Below are 18,392 nucleotides of genomic sequence, written 5' to 3'. Positions count from 1 at the left end.
CAATGGAGGCTAGGGTGATCCCAGGGGATGTGGATTTTACACCGCGTGAGGTCGAGGTCTTTGCGGCGGTCATGTTGCATGGCACGACGACAAAGGCGGCCGATGCCCTTGATATCACCCAGCCAGCAGTTAGCAAAATCCTGTTGCAGCTGACGAACAAGGCCGGCTTTCCGCTATTTCGCAACCATCGTCAGCGTTTGATCCCGACACCGGAGGCCCACATGCTCTATGCTGAGGTGCGCCGGTTGTTCGAGACGGTTCGCGGAATATCGCAAATCGCGAAGGAAATCCGGGAGCTCCGGAGTGGCCGTCTCAACATCTCTGCCCTGCCTGCTTTCGGGTCGACGCTGATGCCTTCGATCATTGCAAGCTTCACGAAACAATATCCCGACGTCTCCATAACCCTGGATATCAGGAGCTCCTCGACAATCATCCAGCGGGCGGGGCGAAATCAGCTTGATATCGGTGTCGCGTCAGAGGTCAACGATGAGACACCGTCGGTGGTTCGGCGGGCACTCATTGCCACCCCGCCGGTCTGCGTCATGCCCAAGGGCCATCCGCTGAGCAAGCTTTCCGTCGTCCAACCAGACGATTTTGACGGCTTGAACTTCGTGTCGTTGGGCGTCGGTGATCCGATGCGCAAACAGCTTGACGAACTCTGTGAGCACAGAGGGGTCAACCGCTCCCTCAAGGTTGAGGCGGCACTTTCGCATTCCTGTATTAATCTGGTTGCCAACGGGGTTGGGGTGACGGTGGTGGACCGCCTTTCCGCTTGGATGGCAAAAGACCTGCCGATCGAGATCCGCGACTTCCAACCGCATCTCGACATCAATCTTAGCGTCTATAGACCATGGGGAACAATCGCCTCGTCTGTGGCCGACACCTTCATCGAGCATCTTATCCAGTCGACGCGGGAATATATGAACGTCGTTGACCGTGGGATCAAAGCCCTCAGCGAGCAGTAATACGAAGATTCATTGAAAATGACTCTTTGTATTCCTTTTGAAAATATCTCAAGCCTCTGACGCATTGGAGATATTTACAATTTCTCCAAGTCGAGGATGCGTCAGCATGTCAGAGACTTGGTATAAGCTGTAGGGAAGGCAGGCTTCGTGGATCGACGACGCCCACCACGGTGATTATCGTGTCAGGCTATCGACCAGTTCAAAAAGCCTGCGGATATCGTGCTCTTCATTGTAGACGTGTGGAGTGATCCGCATTTTGGTACCACGAACGGTGACAAAGGCCTTGTTGTCCTTCAGGTTCTTGGCGAAATCCGGACGGAAACGTTGTCCGAGCTCTACAACCGATATGTGCGGTGCGCGGAGATCCTTCCTTGGACCTTCAAAGCCCCGTGCTTCCGCTTCCTTCCAGATCAAGTCGTTCAGATGCACCAGGCGCTCGAAGACAGCAGTCGATCCCCAGCTCTGCAGAAGCTCAAGCGACCGAATGGCGATCGGCAGCACGGCGAAGTCAGACCGTTCGCCCATGTCGAACCGGCGCGCACCTGGAAGATAATCCGGCATAGTTTCAAGGTAGAAGTCCGGCCGGTCCCCGCCCTTGCGGTTCCACGAATGGAATTCGATCGGCTTGCCAGCGTCCTGCCATTTCTTGTCGGCATAAAGGAATGCCAAACGGTAAGGGCCGAGCAAAAATTTGTAGGTTGCAAAGGATAGGAAGTCAGGGCGTATCTTGGAGACATCGAAGGGCACGGCGCCGACCCATTGCGTACCATCCATCACAAGAGCAGCTCCGACCGCATGTGCCGCATCGGCGACGACCTGGATATCGACGCTCATGCCCTCGAACCAATGGACGATGGTACCGGCCACGACCGACACAGGAACGATTGAGCCCTTAATGGCGGCGGCGAGCGCTGAACCCCACTCTTGGTCAGGACGACGAGGCACCGTTATAACCGTCGCCCCCTTCTTCTCGGCCAATTCATACCAGGCATAGCGGTGCGACGTATGCTCGTTGTCCATCATCATGATGACGGAGCCAGGCGTGACGTGAACATTTGCTGCGGCAACGGCGATCCCATAGCTGGTTGCCGGAATAACGCCGACGTCATCGATGCATGCGCCGATGAATGATGCGGCAAGCTCCCTGACGCGCTCCACCTCGTCATAGTAGGAGTTGATGGTCATGTCCCAGGGAGCCGCCTTGACCAGAACCCCATCGCAACCGGCCTCAGTGGCAATGTTCGGGATCGGCGACATGTAGGCCGCATCGAGGTAAATCACGTCTTCGGGAATTGAAAACGCATGTCTTTGGCTGGGAAGCATGTCAGTCCTCACAATGATACTTCGACGCCGAGACCAAGGCCTCTCGCCTTCTGGAAAATGAAGTTGGCAAATAGGATGTCCTGGGCAGGAACACCGAGCGAGCGATAAAGGGTGATCTCAGATGTCGAGGTCCGCCCGGTGATGGTACCATTCAATGCTGCGCCAATCTCACCGATGAGGTTTGAAGGGCCGATGATGCCTTTTTCTAAAGGCTCGAAAATGTCTGACGCTGCTGCCATTGCCATTGGCATGTAATCGACCCAGATGCGCGAGCGTTTCACACATTCGAGGTCCACCTCCTGGAGAGCTGCGACGCTCGCTCCAACCGCGTTGACATGGGTGCCGGGCGTCAGCCATTCTCCCATCAGCACAGGCGACTTTGCTGAGGTTACCGTGCAGACGATGTCCGCTCCCTCCACGGCCGCTCGAGCCGTCCCATAAGGAACCGTCAGGATGCCCAGCCTGGTCTGGTGATCTGCGAAAGACTTTGCCTTCTCGGGGTTTCGACCCCACACGCGCACACGGGATATCATGCGGACCGCACGGATCGTTGCAATATGCCGTTCGGCCTGCTCGCCATATCCGATGAGTGTCAGTTCGCAGGCGTCGGGGCGCGAAAGCGCACGCGTGGCCACCGCGCTTGCCGCCGGTGTCCGCATACCTGTAATGGCGGTGGCGTTAATCAGAGCATCGGGCCGTCCAGTCTGCCGATTAAAAAGCAGAACGCCACCCTGATGGGAGGGCAATCCATTCTCAAAGTTGTGCGGGTAAACCGACTGGACTTTAGCGCCGAATGGCTCGGCTTCGCTTGCTGATCCATACATGATGGAGAGACATGTTCCGGCTGTACCGGGAAGGGTTAGAGTCCGACGGATGTCTTGTTGTGCTGTCTCGTCCGATGTTCTTCTCAAGGCCAGATCCGCAAGCACGATGGCCTCGTCAACGGAGACCAGAGACTCAGCGGTTGGCCCGTCAATCACCAGAAGTGTGTTCGAGTGTCCCGTTCGGGATGGCAGTGAAGACATTCTGGCCTCGCGCTGATGGTACACAGGGCAAGAAATACCATCAAACAGAAACCCCGCGATCGGCAAACTTGATAACCTGGAGAGGCGAGCTTCTCGCCTATTTCTCATAGTCATGCGATGCAATTCCGATCCGGGAAACCTTCATAACTATTGCTTATAAACCGCCCCGTTGTGGTTGTTTGACCCTCCGCTCCTGCGTCACCCATACATGCTGACATCACTGCATTTATTGCCTTCAGAACTGAGGGCGGAATGCCGGTCGAACTGAGGTCAAGAGGAGAAAAATATGCGCGTCGTAGTGATAGGGGCCGGGATCGTTGGGAGTTCCGTGGCCTACGAGGCGGCTAAAGCCGGGGCTCAGGTAACCGTACTTGAGGCTGGGAGGATCGCTGGCGGAGCATCCACCTCCAGTTTCGCCTGGACCAATGCGACGGGCAAGAGACCTCAGCCTTACTTCGCTTTAAATGTCGCCGGCATGCGGGCGCATCTCGATCTTGCTCGTGAATTTGGTCATGCGCCATGGTTCCACCAGACCGGCAGCATCGAATGGTATTCGGACGAGAGCGACTGGCCGGCCCAACTCGACAATGCCGACCAGATGCGCGACTGGGGCTACGGTGTCGAGTGGATCAGCAAAAGCCGGCTGGCTGAGCTGGAACCGGAAATCGATCACGGCGCAATCAAAGAATCACCGCTCGTCTATTATCCCGAAGAGGGTTGGGTCCATCCAGCTCTCTATGCTGCATGGCTTCTGCGCGCGGCGAGAGAAAAGTGGACTGCCGATATCCGACCGTTCTCCGGCGTCACGTCGATCGATGTTCAAAATGGCGTAGCGAAAGCGGTCAAGACCGTCGACGGAGCGACCTTTGAGGCTGATGCCATCATCAATTGCACGGGTAGCTGGGCGGCGCATGTTTTGGACGGCGTGCCACCCATCCCGATGGCATCGAATATGGGCATTGTGGGCTTCACATTGCCGATCGCGACAACCCTTCGTCGTCAATTCCATATGGACGATCTTGATGTGCGTCCGGATGGCGCCGGCCGTCTCATGATCCACAAGGTCTCGGTCGACTCTCTCGTGACCAAGATGCAGCCCCTGGACACGCAAGGTCCGGAAGCCGCCCTCCTGCTGGACGCGGTTAGAAAGGTTCTGCCCGCGCTTCAGCCTGACGATATGGAATCGATCCGCACAATCGTGCGACCGATACCCGGCGACAACCTGACCTGCAGCGGGTGGGTTCCTGGAGTGGATGGCTATTACGTTGCCGTCACCCATAGCGGCGTATCGATCGCACCTCATCTGGGCAAAGCGGTAGCTCAGGAAGTGGTCTGCGGGCGTCTCCACGAGAGCCTCACTGATTTCCGCCCTGACCGCTTTCTAGCCGCAAAGAATGGAATGGGACAAAGAGCATGACGATTACCCGCATTGCGAAAACCGAACGACTGAGCCGGGTCGTTATCCATGAGAAAGTCGCATATTTTTCAGGTCTGACTGCCGATGACAGGAGCCAGGACACCGTCGGTCAGACCGAGCAGGTACTGGCCAAGGCAGACGCTTTTCTCGTTAAGATCGGATCGAACCGGTCGCTTCTGCTTAGCGCGACAATCTGGCTGCGGGACATCAAGGATTTTGACGCAATGAACGGCGCCTGGACTGCATGGATCGACAAGGACGAGCCGCCAGCCCGGGCAACGGTTCAGGCGGTTCTGGGCCTGCCGGACATCAGGATCGAAATACAATTCACGGTCGCTCTACCGTAACAGCGGCTTTTGGTTGGGTAATAGTTCATCACATTGACCATCAGTTGAAAAAACCAACCCGGGCGGAGAAGGGCTTGTCCCACCCCTCCTTTCATCAAAAAGGAACAGAACCTGGCTAAAACGTCAGGTGTTTAATCGCGGACTTAGTTCTTTCACCCGGTTGAGAATGCGGACGCCAATCCTGGCTTCTGATTGTCGCAGGGGCAGTCGACAAATGGCAATGTCACGGCTCTTGGAACGGGGCAAGCGACCCGTTCTTTTTGGTCTTATTTTTCTCCCGTCCGCCTGGCGAACCAACGCCGCCACTAGAAGCCACGGGTAGAAAATCCAATGAATTCGCGGACAAAGCGCCGGCGGTGGCAGGCGAATGAACAGCGCTCGTCGATATCTGACAGGTTTGACAATGCATAGAGCGAGGAGCATGTTTTCCAAAAAAGTCAAATGGGAGGAGACCATGACTTACAAAAGCATCAGGGCACTGGAGCGCGGTATAGACGTGTTGCAGTACCTTAATACGGTTAAAGGAGCTGCGCCGCCGGAGATTGCTGAAAACGTCAATCTTCCACGTCCTACAGTCCATCGAATTCTTGAAACGCTGAGCGAACTCAACTTGGTCTATCGCAGTCAACTCGGAGACGAATATCGTCTTAGCTCCGGCGTGCAGCGACTGGCGGGCAACAGGTCATCCGTGCGGCTGAATTGGATTGATGAAATCGCCCTGCCGGCATTGCTTGAACTCACATCGGAGATCATTTGGCCATCGGACATTGCTGTTTACCACAAAGCTGCAATGGTTATTCAGGGAACCACACATCGCACCAGTCCCATGTCGTGCGACGTCGGAATGGTCGGCAATCGGCGTTCCATGCTGATGAGCCCGCTGGGGCGTGCCTATCTCAGTCACTGCCCGGATGACGAGTTGAAGTCGATTCTTTGCGCTCTGAATGCGTCATCGGCGTCCGAGGATCAAGGTGCGCGCGATCGCAGCTTCATCAACGAGATCATCGAAACGGGTCGTCGTGATGGTGTTAGCGCCTGCAACGAACGACCACACCCGCGATGCGCCAGTCTTGCTGCACCCATTCGCTTGAATGGGAAGGTACTTGCCTGCATGAACGTTGTCTGGCGGGCCAATATGCTGACGATTGAAGACGCAATGGGTCAGATACGTGACCCATTGCTCGCAACGCGTGACCGGATCGAAGCTCAACTCCGCGAGCATTTTGTACGACCGTCGCTGGGCTCGACAAACTTGCCTGAACCATACACCCTGCGGACGGGAACGCGTGATCGCTTGCCTCACAGTCTAGCCCTTGCTTGATTGCATCAATATGGCCCGCCCACGAGGGGTTTACTACGTGGGCGGCCCCTATTGGCTCAGAGGAAGGACAAAGCATGACCAAAACACTCGGATTTCTTGGGGCAGGTCGCCTCGCACAGATGCTCGCACCAAAAGCGATAGCCGGTGGCTGGCGGGTTATTCTTTCGAACTCGCGTGGACCTGAAACATTGGCTGATTTGGTCTCTCAACTGGGACCAAATGCCAGCGCTGCCACCCCCAAGGACATGGTGTTGGCCGCCGACATTATTATACTTGCGATCCGTTGGCCACAAATCGCCGATGCCACAGCTGGTCTGCCCTGGGACGGCAAAACCGTGATTGATGCCACCAACAATCGTCTCGGCCCGAAGCCAGAAGATGTCATCGCCATCGGCGATGCAATCGCCAGTGAACTCGTCGCGGGCTATTTACCCGGTGCAAAGCTGGTCAAGGCTTTCAATCATGAGCCGATCCCTGTCTTCGACAAAACACTTCCTCCCGCTGGGGATGAAAGCATGCTTTTTCTGGCTGGTGCAGATGCCGAGGCAAAGAAGCAGGTCGCGCAATTGATGCGGGATCTGAAGGCAACACCGATTGATCTTGGCGCCATTGACGAAGGCGGTTTGCTCATTGCCATGGGCGGCCCGCTGACGAACAAGTTCAAACTATACACACCCGCTGAAGCCGAAGCTGAAACAAAAGCTGCGCTTGTCTAATACGAAGACACGGAGAACATGACTGTTCGTATTCCATTTTCGAATATCTCAATCATCTGATGCAGTTGAGATATTTGGAATTTTGTAAGACGAGGATGCGTCGATCTCTTCGAGTCCTTGTATAAGATCTGGTATTCTTCCCGAGAGAGAGCCGCCTCCGGCTCTGGATTGTGTGCGACATTCGTTTCGACGGAGAGCATCGTGCGATAATTACAGTTCGCACACAATTTGAATATTCCAGGCTCAATTACCAGTGCCAGATCCTCGGTCATCTCCCAATATTGACCAGAATGATATATTGCCAACGCATATGCGCCCTTGGTCAGCATGCTCCAAGGGTGTGTGTTTCGGCGTGGAATATTGACCCCTCTGGCGGGGTGATCGGCGTCCAATTTTGACCCCCTTCATGTTTCGTCTGACCATCCGTTTTTTGACGACGGATGGAGGAGGAGTTGAAGCGAGTGGATACGATTGCGCGTGTTCGTCGAGCCTTCCATGTGCAGGGCTGGTCGGTGAAGAAGATCGTCCGGGAGCTGCATGTCTCGCGCAACACGGTCCGCAAGATATTGCGGTCCAATGAGACCGACTTCTCTTATGAGCGAGAACGGCAACCATTACCGAAGACCGGCATCTGGAAGGCTGAGATCGAACGCTTTCTGGCCGCCAACGAGGGCAAGCCTTCTCGGGAGCAACTGACTCTGATCCGGATTTACGAGGAGCTTCGGGGTCTTGGTTATGACGGCAGCTACGATGCGATCCGGCGCTATGCAAAAGGCTGGTCGAGGAGCCGGGGAGCTGTCACAGCTGAGGCCTACGTTCCGCTCTATTACGCGCCAGGCGAGGCCTACCAGTTCGACTGGAGTCACGAGATCATTCTGATCAACGGGGTGACGACGACTGTGAAGGTAGCGCATGTCCGGCTCTGCCACAGCCGGATGATGTTTGCCCGAGCCTATATGCGCGAGAGCCAGGAGATGGTGTTCGATGCGCACGACAAGGCCTTCGACTTCTTCCGAGGCACCTGCACGCGCGGCATTTACGACAACATGAAGACCGCGGTCGAGACTGTGTTCGTCGGCAAGGAACGGCAATATAACCGCCGTTTCCTGCAGATGTGCAGCCACTATCTGGTTCAACCTGTTGCCTGCACGCCGGCATCCGGATGGGAGAAAGGGCAAGTCGAGAACCAGGTCGGTCTGGTGCGTGAACGCTTCTTCACCCCGCGCCTACGGGTCAAAAGCCTGGATGAGCTGAATGTCTGGCTACTCGACAAATGCATCGCCTATGCCAGGGCGCACCGTCATCCCGAGCAGACCGAGCGAATGATCTGGCAGGTGTTCGAGGAGGAGCGCGGCAGCCTCGTGCATTACGTCGGGCCGTTCGACGGCTTCCACAGCGTCCCGGCCTCGGTGTCAAAGACCTGCACGGTCCGTTTCGACAACAACAAATACTCAGTTCTCTCGACTGCCGTCGGCCGCCCCGTCGAGGTGCATGCCTATGCCGACCGGATCGTTATCCGGCAGGACGGGGTCAATGTCGGAGAGCATCAGCGTTGTTTTGGCCGGGGCGAGACAGCCTACAATCCTTGGCATTATGTGCCTGTTCTGGCTCGCAAACCCGGAGCTCTGCGCAATGGTGCACCGTTCAGGGACTGGGCACTGCCAGCGGCGATGGAGAAGGTCCGCAAGCGCCTGAAGTCAGTCCATGCCGGTGATCGGCAAATGGTTACCATCCTTGCCTGCGTTCCGACCGATGGTCTGACGGCTGTCGATGCGGCCTGCCAAGAGGCACTGGATCACGGCGTTTGCTCTGCTTCGGTGATCATCAACATTCTGGCCCGCAGTCGTGATCCGGCTCCAGCGGCAACTCTTCAAACCCCCGATGCGCTTCGATTGACCCATGAGCCGGTCGCCGACTGCGCCCGCTATGACAGGCTCAGGAGGGCAAGCTGATGGAACGCACACAGGTTCTCGAACTGATGAGCACGCTGAAGCTCTACGGAATGCGCAGCGCTTATGACGAGGTCATGGGCAACGGCATCAAGCGACAGCACGAACCGCCGCGCATTGTCGGTGACCTCCTGCAGTCGGAGATCGCCGAGAAGCAGGCCCGGTCCATTCGCTACCAGCTCAGCATCGCCAAGCTGCCTCTGGCCAAGGACATCGACGACTTCGACTTCGCCGATACACCCGTCAATGAACCCCTGGTCCGGGAGCTGGCCGCCGGCACCTTCGTCGCCGACCAACGTAACATCGTTCTCGTCGGCGGCACGGGAACAGGAAAGAGCCACCTGGCCATTGCGATTGCCCGTGCCTTGATCCGCAACGGAACGCGTGGTCGCTTCTTCAATGTCGTCGATCTGGTCAACCGCCTGGAAACGGAAACGCGCAGCGGAAAGCAGGGACGAACGGCCGACTACCTCAATCGCCTGGACTTCATCATCCTCGATGAACTCGGCTATCTGCCCTTCGCTCAGGCCGGAGGCCAACTCCTGTTCCACCTCATCAGCAGGCTCTACGAGCGCACCTCGATCATCGTCACCACGAACCTCGCCTTCGGTGAATGGCCGACAGTGTTCGGCGATGCCAAGATGACGACGGCGCTCCTCGACCGCCTGACCCATCATTGCGAGATCGTCGAGACCGGAAACGAATCCTGGCGCTTCAAGAACCGCTCTCAAAGCTAAAGACGAAGAACGACATCACCCGCACTTGGCCTACCCTCTGCAACCCCGGCCAGCGCCGGGCAGGCCAAGCGCTGATCGGCTACAGGGGGGTGAAGATTGGACGCCGATAAGGGGTCAACATTCCGAGCCGATTGACAAAGGGTGGGCAATAATCAGCCCATGAAGCTGCCCGGAACCGCAAGCAACACACTTTTCCAAACGCAAATCTAGACCAGCGGCCCCTGCACTTTGAACAGGACGGCGCTGTGCCATTCATCAAACATGGGACACCCGCTCCCCATACCTTGGCGTTCTTCAGCTATAGATACAACCCATTGAATTTTATATAAATTTATATTTGGCAATCGATTTTTGTACGCACGACGGACGTAGTTTGTCTGATCCTTGTTCGTCTTAAGTCAGCCTGACACGATGAATGAATAGTTCAAAACAAGGAGCATTCAGACGTGGTCGCTGCCAAAGAACGCACCGTGGTACTCGCCACAAAGAGCACTCAAAAACAGGTAACGCCTTTGGCGCAACCTGAACCCGGCCTCACACCAGAGCAGATCATACAGCGCGCCATTGACTTGCGGCCGCTTTTGCTCGACGGCCAAGCCGACGCAGAAGAGCGAGGCACATATTCTCCTGAAATGCATGAGCGTTTTCGCAAGGCTGGTTTCTATCGAATCCTGCAGCCTGTCATGTATGGCGGCTATGAATTTGACCTGACGGTCTTTTCTCGTGTCATCGTCGAAATTGCGCGAGGCTGCCCCGGTTCTGGCTGGTGCCTCTGCCTTGCTTCCGGACATGCCGTAAATGCTGCAGCTTTGTTTGATAAGACCGGCCAAGACATCATCTTTGGCGATGACGGTGAATTTGCAGCCCCGGCCCGCGGCGTGCCAGGCGGGACAGCCACGGAATGCGATGACGGCTGGATCATTGACGGAACCTGGGATTATTGCTCCGGTTCGCCCTACAGCACGCATGCTATCGTTGGCGTTCGCATTGCTGGCCCGGCGAAAGACGGCCCGCCCGAACTTGGGATTGCCATGGTTCCAAGGTCTGGCTGGGAGATGATCGACAACTGGCGCGACTTCATCGGCATGCGTGCCAGTGGCTCAAACAGTATCCGCATCGACAAGCAATTGATCCCCAAGGCTCTGCTGGTCCGCCAAAACTTCTTCGCCGTCAATATCGATGGTGGCACCGAAGGTTACAAATTGCACGGCAACTCCATGTATTCAGGCCGTATGTTCGGCTTCTTCCAGGCGGAGATCACCTCAATTTTGGTGGGTGTCGGCTTTGCTGCGCTGGACGAATTCGAACGGATCGTAGGACTGCGGGCAGGGGCTCCGAAACTCGGACCGCCGATGCCAGGTGTGCCAGACTTCCACCGACCCTATGGCGTCGCACTGGGCATGCTCGAAATGGCATCCAATGCTCTGGCAGCCGGCACTCGTTCCTATCTCGACTATTGCGAACGTGGCGTGAAGGACCCCAGCGCTTATACGGAGTTCGATGATCTTCGCATTCAAGCAGGGTTGCAGCACGCGGCGCATCTGTCGATGGACGCGGTTGAGATCCTCTACAGTGCTGCCGGCACGAGCACTTCGGCGAAAAATGGTTCACGGCTTCAGCGCTATTACCGTGACATTTCCATGGCGCGCACCAATCCCGGCCTGCAATTCGACAAAACGGCCATGCAGTTGGCTGCGCGGAAATTTCCAGAAGGACCGCAAGGCCCCCGCCCGTAAGCAACAGGAATTGGAAAACAGGCGCACGCGAAACTCAATGGGAGGTGGGTATGCAACATCACGTTCACACCAACAGCGACAAAGTTGCGGCAGACACCAAGAGTGTTCCTCCTGCAACGGACTGGACATCAGAACCACAGCAGATAGAGACTTCGGCTGTGACAAGCGGAGGCGGGCTGACCGCAGCCGAGGAAAAAGCCGCTCTGAAAGCGAAATTCATCTCTGGCATGGGGCGGGTTGCGGCTCCCGTTTCTATTGTTGCCACCGATGGCCCGGCAGGGCGTGCGGGCGTCACAATCTCAGCAATGAGTTCCGTCTCTGCCGATGGAGACCGACCGACCCTGATGATCTGCCTCAACCAGTCCTCACGCACATGTCAGGCCCTCGAGAAAAACCGCCATTTCACTCTCAATGTTCTGAATGCACGCAAGCATATTCCCATAGCCGATGCCTTTGCAGGCCGTTTCGGGACGTTTTTGCCCGATAAATTCGCGATGGGCGACTGGAAGACCAATGCCTTCGGGATTCCAGAGTTGAATGAGGCGACCGCGGTGTTCCATTGCCAAGTCAGCTTCACCCAGATTGTTGGCACTCATATGCTCATTATCGCAGAAGTTGACGAGGTCAGTGAAGCTGAAGGAGCGCGGGCGCTCGTTTACTGTAGCCGTGAATATCGTTGCCCTTGAGCGGCTTGCGGAAGGGAGCAAGCCGCAAAATTCAAAGGGAATAATCGTGCAATTTTGATCGCTTTCACACTCTGAAAGCCATCACCGATCAGGGCGCGACCCCTGATCGGTCATCGTTGATGGATGCAGGCCCGAATGGGAGCGGGTCATCGATTAGCTATTTCCAAAAAACGACATGCATAACTTGGGGAGGACAAGGAATGTGTTCAAAGGCAGGCTTATGTCTTGCTGCGAGTTGCTGTGCCCTCACTTTGGTGATGGTTTGCGCGGGAGCCTACGCACAGGATGGCGCAGTTAAAAAAGCCAAGACAAACCGAAATCCAACGACGGACACGCAGAGGCTTGATTGTCCCGGCGGTGACCAGACAAAGCGTTCGAAAGATCCCAACACCAAGAATTGCCCGGATCTGACGTTGGTGGACAATGGTTCAAGTGTGGGTCCAAGTGCAGCACCAGGCCAGGGCCCCGGTTCCGGAGCAGGTCCAGGCCCTGGTCAAGGACCAGGTCCGGGTGCTGGTCCGGGAGCGGCACCTGGACCAGATGGATTGCCGCCGCCGCCCTTTGGGATGATCGTGCCGCGCAAATCGTTCAATCTCGGTCCACCTCTTGGTGGACCTGCGGCAATTGGCAACATCAATCCGATTTTTGTCATGCCCCAGGGCATGGTGGGAGCACTGAAGCCGGATCAAATTCTGATCGGTTTTGGGGATCTGGCCAAACCGCGCCCGGCCCCGGACGGGTTCAATCATGTCGGAACCGAAATCTACACGATGGGGGGCTCCTTCGGGCGCAATCGCGAGACCATCCAGACTGGCCAATCCAAAAACAACTTTTCTACCTATTTCGCCGGCAGCAGAATTCAGGATCCGAGCTGGCGTGATAATACCGACAGTAAACAGTACGAGTTCTATGGCGATCTGGGTTGGCGAAATGAGACGTCAAACCTGCACCTCTCCTTTAGTGGCCAGGACCTCAAGTCCTCCGGCAACGGCCTGACACCGGCCGAAATGCTTGCGAAGGACCGTTCAAGTTCCTTCATAGCGCCAAGCGGCGACACTGACAGACGATGGAAGATACAGCTTTCCGGCGAGCATGAGACCGATACAGGTTGGGACTTGAATGGCAAAACCTACATTGGGCACGTGTCACGGACCAAGCACTGGGCCGATGGTGAAACCCCGCAATCCTGCACCGACAACGCAGCGACACTTTGCAACATGATGGGCTCGCCCTATCTTACGCTGAGCGGTGATCGCTTTCCTTTATATTCCAGTTCCTATCGTTACGCGTCGCTTACGAATTACAGTGAAGACGCCTATACCTACGGTGGGTCACTTGAGGGACGAAACAGCGGCACAGTTTTTGGTCGTGCTAACGATTTCGTCATCGGCGCCGCTTTCGACGGATCGACGACCTCGGGTACGGTTTCGAGAAGCCTGGGTGAATATACCAGCGACTATGTCTACACCAATGACCAAGGAGTCTATCAGACAACCTCGGCAGATTTGCGAGCGCTCTATTTCTCGCTTTATGCTGCGGATCAACTGGCGGTGACGGATCGGCTGACAGTTGGCAGTGCACTGCGATTTAATGTTTCAGACCTCAATCGCTATAACGGCTCGGCAACGAACGTCACCTACGACTATGATCTGAACATGCACAAAACCTACTACAGCGTCGATCCCTCAATCGGCCTCACCTACAAGTTCAACAGTGATTTGGTGGGATATGCCGGCTACAACCGCGAAAGCCGGGCTCCCACGTCCTTTGGAACGATGTGCAGCAATCTCGCATCAACCTGCGCGTTTCCCAATTTTCCAATAGCCGACGAACCGCTTTTGCAGACGCATTCGGACAATTTCGAAGCTGGCCTTCGCGGACAAAACACCGTGCTCGGCGATGCAACCCTATCATGGAATGTGCGGCTGTTCTCGCAGATGACCTCGGATACCTATTGGCTGGTATTGCGTGAAACACGCCCGATGTTCAGCAATGTAGGCGATAGCTGGCGCCGGGGCGTTCGCTTCAATGCGGCCCTGGAAACCGGTCCCTGGACGATTGGCCTGGACTACATCCTGCAAAAATCAACCTTCGAAGAGGAATTTACAGAATTCAGTTCGGATAATCCCTCTGCAGATGCAATGGGCAATATCACTGTTCCCAAGGGCTCGGAAATGCCCAATATCCCGAACCAGATATTGAACGTGAGTGTCGATTATGCTGTCAATGATCGTCTGAAAATTGGCGCTTTGGGTACGGGAGTTGCTGGAAGCTATGCTCAATTTGACGAAAACAATACGCTCAAAAAGTCAGACCCTTATGCGCTCCTTTCACTGAATGCGAGCTACAAGCTCAGTGACAATGCTGAAATTTTCGGGCTGATAACCAACGTTTTCGATACAAAATATAACGCAATGGCAGCGCTTATAAAAGTCAACTCCATCCCCAGTTTGGGCCTGACAAATTCGGTAGGTTACATTCCTGGCGACGGTCGCGCCTTCTATGCCGGGCTTCGAGTGACATTCTGACGGTTATAAAGAGCGCAATTTGACCCGCAGGAAAGTGCACGCTTCTATAGCGAATGCGGCCTAAAGCCTCCTCATATATGTATACTTCCGGCTGCTGAATGCTCGCATTCGGAGAGACCGCGTTTCGTCGTCCGGTTTACCGCCGGACGACGATTTTTGTTTTGTGTCTTGCCCCGATTGCTGCCCGAGACATTAAAAACCTCAATCAAAAAAACGGATAGGATTTCGATTAAATCAGCTCGTGCTGTTGCCCATGATGGACATATTTAGCGGTAAAATTCGTATCATATTCAATTGATGCATCGTCCAGGAGCTTTTGTTCAATGAAAGATTGTGCTCGCTTGAGAGCCGGTAAAAACTGAGTGATGCCATCCTGCAGCTTTACAGCACGCGGAAGCCAGACAATGCTCAGACATGCAAGCACACGATTGTCATAACGAATGGGAACGGCGATGGCCGCGATCAGTGGATACGAGTTTCGTTGCTCGACAGCGTAACCATCGCTAATAACTTTGTTGATCAAGTTTCGAGTGTGGGCACCGGCACCCCGCTGGCTATCGGAATGGGCCCGATCACCAAAATGTCCGAGATGCTCGAGAATCTGCGCCCGCTGTTGTTGGGGGCAGAAGGCCAAATAGGCAAGACCGCATGCACTTGTCAGCATTGATCGGTGGTTGTCATCAAAATCCAGCAGGTTGATATGATAGGGGTTTAGTGAGTGGGTTGTATCGCGCTTGAGCATTGTACAGCTGTAAGCATCGAAGGTGGTGATCTCACTGGTCCAGACTACTTCCTTTTGTAACTCGAGCAGAATGGGCTCAGCCGCCCAGAGCGCCCATACGTCATCCGTCAGCCCTTCCTTGAGGGCGCGCGTGGCAATGGTCGGTCGATAGACACCATCGTCACCAAGCGAGATAAGGCCGCTTTTTTCAAGGGTACCGAGTAAACGATAGATCGTGGGTCGCGAGAGCCCGAAATGGGCAACGGTGGCCTGTCTGGTCGCGCCGCCGGTTTCGCTGAGAAACTCAAGCACATTGAGTCCACGGGACAAAGCTCTGATGTTTTCTGACATGTTGTTATTCCTCCCGCGTCAAAATGGGCACTCATTTTAACGTCTGTCAATATGCTTTGCGCTCAAGAGCGGACGGTGCCGATAACGGCAACTTTTGTGGATTGGATGGGTCAGACACCAGGCGGACGAGCGCCACATGGGAGTTGGCTCTAGGCCGTGTCACAGTCAGAAATACGCCCATTGGTGCGCCATCAAGCGCATGTCTATTCCGGGAGCGAACATGGCAAATGCAGAAACCAATTCGGGGCGGGGCAAAGGTTATGGCTGGCGTCTGAGTTTGGGCATGCTGTTGCCGTCGAGCAACCCGGTTGCCGAGCCGGAACTGACGCGGATGCTTCCGCAGGGGGTTTCACTCCTCACGACCCGGCTCAAGCTCGCAGGCAGCAGCCGTGAGGAACTCTTGGGAATGACGGGGCAAATCGAAGGTGCGGTTCCCTTGCTGTGCGACGCGGGCGTTGATCGCATTGTCTTCAACTGCACGGCTGTATCAACGTTCGACGTGGAAATGGGCAATATGCTGCGCCAGCGGATCGAAAAGATTGCGGCGCGGCCTGCGACGAGTACCGCAGACGGCGTGGTTGCGGGTCTTAAGGCTCTCGGTGCCAAGCGCATCGCGCTGATCACCCCCTATATTTCGTCCGTCGTCGAGCGTGAGACGGCATTTCTCCAACATCACGGTTTTGAGGTGGTCCGCGCTGTGGGGCGCGACCTTGATGAAGGCAAGGCGATGTCTGCGGTGGAGCCGGGTCAATGGTATCGCTGGGCGTTGGACCATGCAGGCTGCGGGGCCGACGTTTACTTCCTCAGTTGCACGGCCATCCGCGTCATCGATATCGTCGCGACGCTTGAGCGTGATCTTGGTGTGCCTGTGTTGACCAGCAATCAGGCAATGCTCTGGTGGTGCCTGCGCAATGCTGGGCTAAACGATAGCCCCGAGGCTTTTGGTCGTTTGTTCACCAAACACTTGCCCGCGTAGACATTGGGGAGATGATATGAGTATCCGTGGCAAGGCCTTCATTGTCGGGGCCTACGAGCATCCGGGCCGTAATCTGCCTGACCATTCCGTGCAGCAAATCCATGCAGAATGTGCGATGGGCGCACTTAGCGATGCAGGCCTGTCCATCAAAGACGTGGATGGTTATTTCAGCAATGGTCAGTTGGGGTTCGGTGGCATTTCCATGGCCGAATATCTCGGCCTGAGATTGAGCTACATCGATTCCACCTTTACCGGCGGCTCCTCCTATATGGCGCATGTCGGCCATGCCGCTGCTGCCATTGCCGCAGGAAAGTGCAAGGTCGCCCTCATCACGCAAGGGGCCAAGGTACGGGGTGTCATTCGCGGTGCCAAGCATACTGCGGATACCCCGGAGTTCCCCTTCGAGACAGTCTATGGCGAAACCAATGCGGCCATTTACGCGCTGGCTGCGCGACGGCATATGCATGAATACGGCACGACGACAGAGCAGCTCGCCGCCGTCAAGGTCGCTGCGACAGCCTATGCTCAACACAATCCGAATGCGTTGTTGCGCAAGCCCGTTTCAATCGACGATGTTGTGAATTCACCAATGATTGCGGATCCCCTTCATCGGCTCGATTGCTGCGTCGTGACCGATGGCGGCGGCGCTCTCGTTCTTGTTGCTCCTGAAATTGCGCGCAGCTTGAAGCGCCAGAGCGTGAAGCTTTTGGGTCATGCCGAAGCGATCCGGCATGGTGGCGATGGCCCAAGCGATTTTGCCAGCACGGCAGCGGCCCTTTCAGGACCTCGTGCATTCACTGAGGCGGGTGTCAGCCCTCGAGACGTTCGGTATGCCTCGATTTATGACTCCTTCACAATCACCGTCATCATGACATTGGAGGATCTCGGCTTCTGCGCGAAAGGCGAGGGTGGTGCATTCGTTGCCAGCGGCGCGCTGGGGCTTGATGGCGCACTTCCGATCAACACCGATGGCGGCGGCCTTTGCAACAACCATCCTGGCTACCAAGGTGGCATGGTGCGAACCATCGAAGCGGTGCGCCAGCTGCGGGGCGAAGCCAATCCAAATACACAGGTTAAAAACTGCACCATAGCGCTGGCGCACGGAACCGGCGGCGGCATGTCGCGGCACGCCAGCGTGACGCTGGTGTTGGGTCAGGAGGACGCATGATGGAAGACCGTCAAGAAGCGCAAGCGCTTCCCATTCCTGTTCCGGTGGTTTTCCCGGAAACAGAACCGTTCTGGACGAATGCCCGGAAAGGCAAGCTGCTGCTGCCGTTCTGCACGCATTGTGCAAAACCGGTTTGGTATCCAAAAGCATTCTGCACCGCGTGCGGCAGCTTTGAGCTTGACTGGCGTGAAGCGTCCGGCTTCGGCGAAATCTATAGCTTCACAGAGGTCATGAAAGGTGAGGGTGCCTATCGTGAAACGCCCGGCTACATTCTTGCGCTGATCGACCTTGATGAGGGCGTGCGCATGCTCAGCAACCTCGTCGACTATAGCCGGGAAACGCTGCGCATAGGCCAGCGCGTAAAGGTCGTGTTTCACAATAGCAGCGACGACACGGCTCTCCCACGATTTACACCGGCCTGATTTG

15 protein-coding genes and 1 pseudogene are annotated in these 18,392 nt (G+C 55.9%); 13 read left to right on the top strand and 3 right to left on the bottom strand.

Annotated features, from left to right (window positions below; all coding sequences use genetic code 11):
• Positions 1-14: 14 nt before the first annotated feature.
• Positions 15-965 carry a LysR family transcriptional regulator gene (locus FS819_RS25155; protein ID WP_234624920.1) on the top strand — a complete coding sequence of 317 codons (951 nt, stop codon included), beginning with the start codon at positions 15-17 and terminating at the stop codon, positions 963-965.
• 174 nt (positions 966-1,139) lie between these two features.
• Here FS819_RS25155 and FS819_RS25150 read toward each other — a convergent pair whose 3' ends face one another.
• Both FS819_RS25150 and FS819_RS25145 read right to left on the bottom strand, forming a co-directional pair.
• Positions 1,140-2,288 (bottom strand): aminotransferase class V-fold PLP-dependent enzyme, encoded by a 1,149-nt coding sequence (locus FS819_RS25150; RefSeq protein ID WP_156551182.1) that lies wholly within the window; start codon positions 2,286-2,288, stop codon positions 1,140-1,142.
• Positions 2,289-2,296: 8 nt separating this feature from the next.
• On the bottom strand, positions 2,297-3,313 hold the full coding sequence (locus FS819_RS25145) for an ornithine cyclodeaminase family protein (protein WP_156551181.1): 1,017 nt from the start codon (positions 3,311-3,313) through the stop codon (positions 2,297-2,299).
• Between the two features lie 286 nt (positions 3,314-3,599).
• Here FS819_RS25145 and FS819_RS25140 point away from each other — a divergent pair, with 286 nt between their 5' ends.
• The 9 genes and pseudogenes from FS819_RS25140 (at position 3,600) to FS819_RS25100 (ending at position 14,750) form a co-directional block, all read left to right on the top strand.
• Complete coding sequence (locus FS819_RS25140) at positions 3,600-4,730, top strand: NAD(P)/FAD-dependent oxidoreductase (RefSeq protein WP_156551180.1); 1,131 nt, start codon at positions 3,600-3,602, stop codon at positions 4,728-4,730.
• Positions 4,727-5,077, top strand: a complete 351-nt coding sequence (locus FS819_RS25135; protein WP_156551179.1) for a RidA family protein — start codon at positions 4,727-4,729, stop codon at positions 5,075-5,077. Before FS819_RS25140 ends, FS819_RS25135 begins: the two co-directional genes overlap by 4 nt.
• A gap of 454 nt (positions 5,078-5,531) precedes the next feature.
• Positions 5,532-6,398, top strand: coding sequence for a helix-turn-helix domain-containing protein (locus FS819_RS25130; RefSeq protein WP_234624919.1), 867 nt, complete (start codon positions 5,532-5,534; stop codon positions 6,396-6,398).
• Positions 6,399-6,472: 74 nt separating this feature from the next.
• Positions 6,473-7,114 (top strand): NADPH-dependent F420 reductase, encoded by a 642-nt coding sequence (locus FS819_RS25125; protein ID WP_156551177.1) that lies wholly within the window; start codon positions 6,473-6,475, stop codon positions 7,112-7,114.
• 452 nt (positions 7,115-7,566) lie between these two features.
• Positions 7,567-9,133: pseudogene (gene istA, locus FS819_RS25120) on the top strand (IS21 family transposase).
• Entirely contained in the window at positions 9,066-9,800 is a 735-nt protein-coding gene (gene istB / locus FS819_RS25115; protein ID WP_156551621.1) for an IS21-like element helper ATPase IstB, read from the top strand. The pseudogene istA and the gene istB overlap by 68 nt, the downstream one beginning before the upstream one ends.
• A gap of 446 nt (positions 9,801-10,246) precedes the next feature.
• Complete coding sequence (locus FS819_RS25110) at positions 10,247-11,536, top strand: acyl-CoA dehydrogenase family protein (protein ID WP_234624794.1); 1,290 nt, start codon at positions 10,247-10,249, stop codon at positions 11,534-11,536.
• 50 nt (positions 11,537-11,586) lie between these two features.
• Positions 11,587-12,222: a flavin reductase family protein gene (locus tag FS819_RS25105; protein WP_156550219.1), complete on the top strand. Its 636-nt coding sequence runs from the start codon at positions 11,587-11,589 to the stop codon at positions 12,220-12,222.
• Between the two features lie 200 nt (positions 12,223-12,422).
• Positions 12,423-14,750, top strand: coding sequence for a TonB-dependent receptor domain-containing protein (locus tag FS819_RS25100; RefSeq protein WP_156550218.1), 2,328 nt, complete (start codon positions 12,423-12,425; stop codon positions 14,748-14,750).
• Positions 14,751-14,979: 229 nt separating this feature from the next.
• Here FS819_RS25100 and FS819_RS25095 read toward each other — a convergent pair whose 3' ends face one another.
• Positions 14,980-15,822, bottom strand: a complete 843-nt coding sequence (locus FS819_RS25095; protein ID WP_156550217.1) for a helix-turn-helix domain-containing protein — start codon at positions 15,820-15,822, stop codon at positions 14,980-14,982.
• Positions 15,823-16,042: 220 nt separating this feature from the next.
• Between FS819_RS25095 and FS819_RS25090 the strand changes: the two genes are divergently transcribed.
• The 3 genes from FS819_RS25090 to FS819_RS25080 are packed head-to-tail and all read left to right on the top strand — an operon-like array spanning position 16,043 to position 18,388.
• On the top strand, positions 16,043-16,798 hold the full coding sequence (locus FS819_RS25090) for a maleate cis-trans isomerase family protein (protein ID WP_156550216.1): 756 nt from the start codon (positions 16,043-16,045) through the stop codon (positions 16,796-16,798).
• Between the two features lie 16 nt (positions 16,799-16,814).
• Positions 16,815-17,966, top strand: coding sequence for a thiolase family protein (locus FS819_RS25085; protein WP_156550215.1), 1,152 nt, complete (start codon positions 16,815-16,817; stop codon positions 17,964-17,966).
• On the top strand, positions 17,963-18,388 hold the full coding sequence (locus FS819_RS25080; RefSeq protein WP_197434159.1) for a Zn-ribbon domain-containing OB-fold protein: 426 nt from the start codon (positions 17,963-17,965) through the stop codon (positions 18,386-18,388). Before FS819_RS25085 ends, FS819_RS25080 begins: the two co-directional genes overlap by 4 nt.
• Positions 18,389-18,392 lie beyond the last annotated feature (4 nt).

The sequence above is a fragment of the Allorhizobium sp. Av2 genome, assembly GCF_021462805.2.
Taxonomy (GTDB): domain Bacteria; phylum Pseudomonadota; class Alphaproteobacteria; order Rhizobiales; family Rhizobiaceae; genus Allorhizobium; species Allorhizobium vitis_G.
Note: the sequence above shows the minus strand (reverse complement) of the source record. Positions and strands in the feature narration are given on the sequence as shown.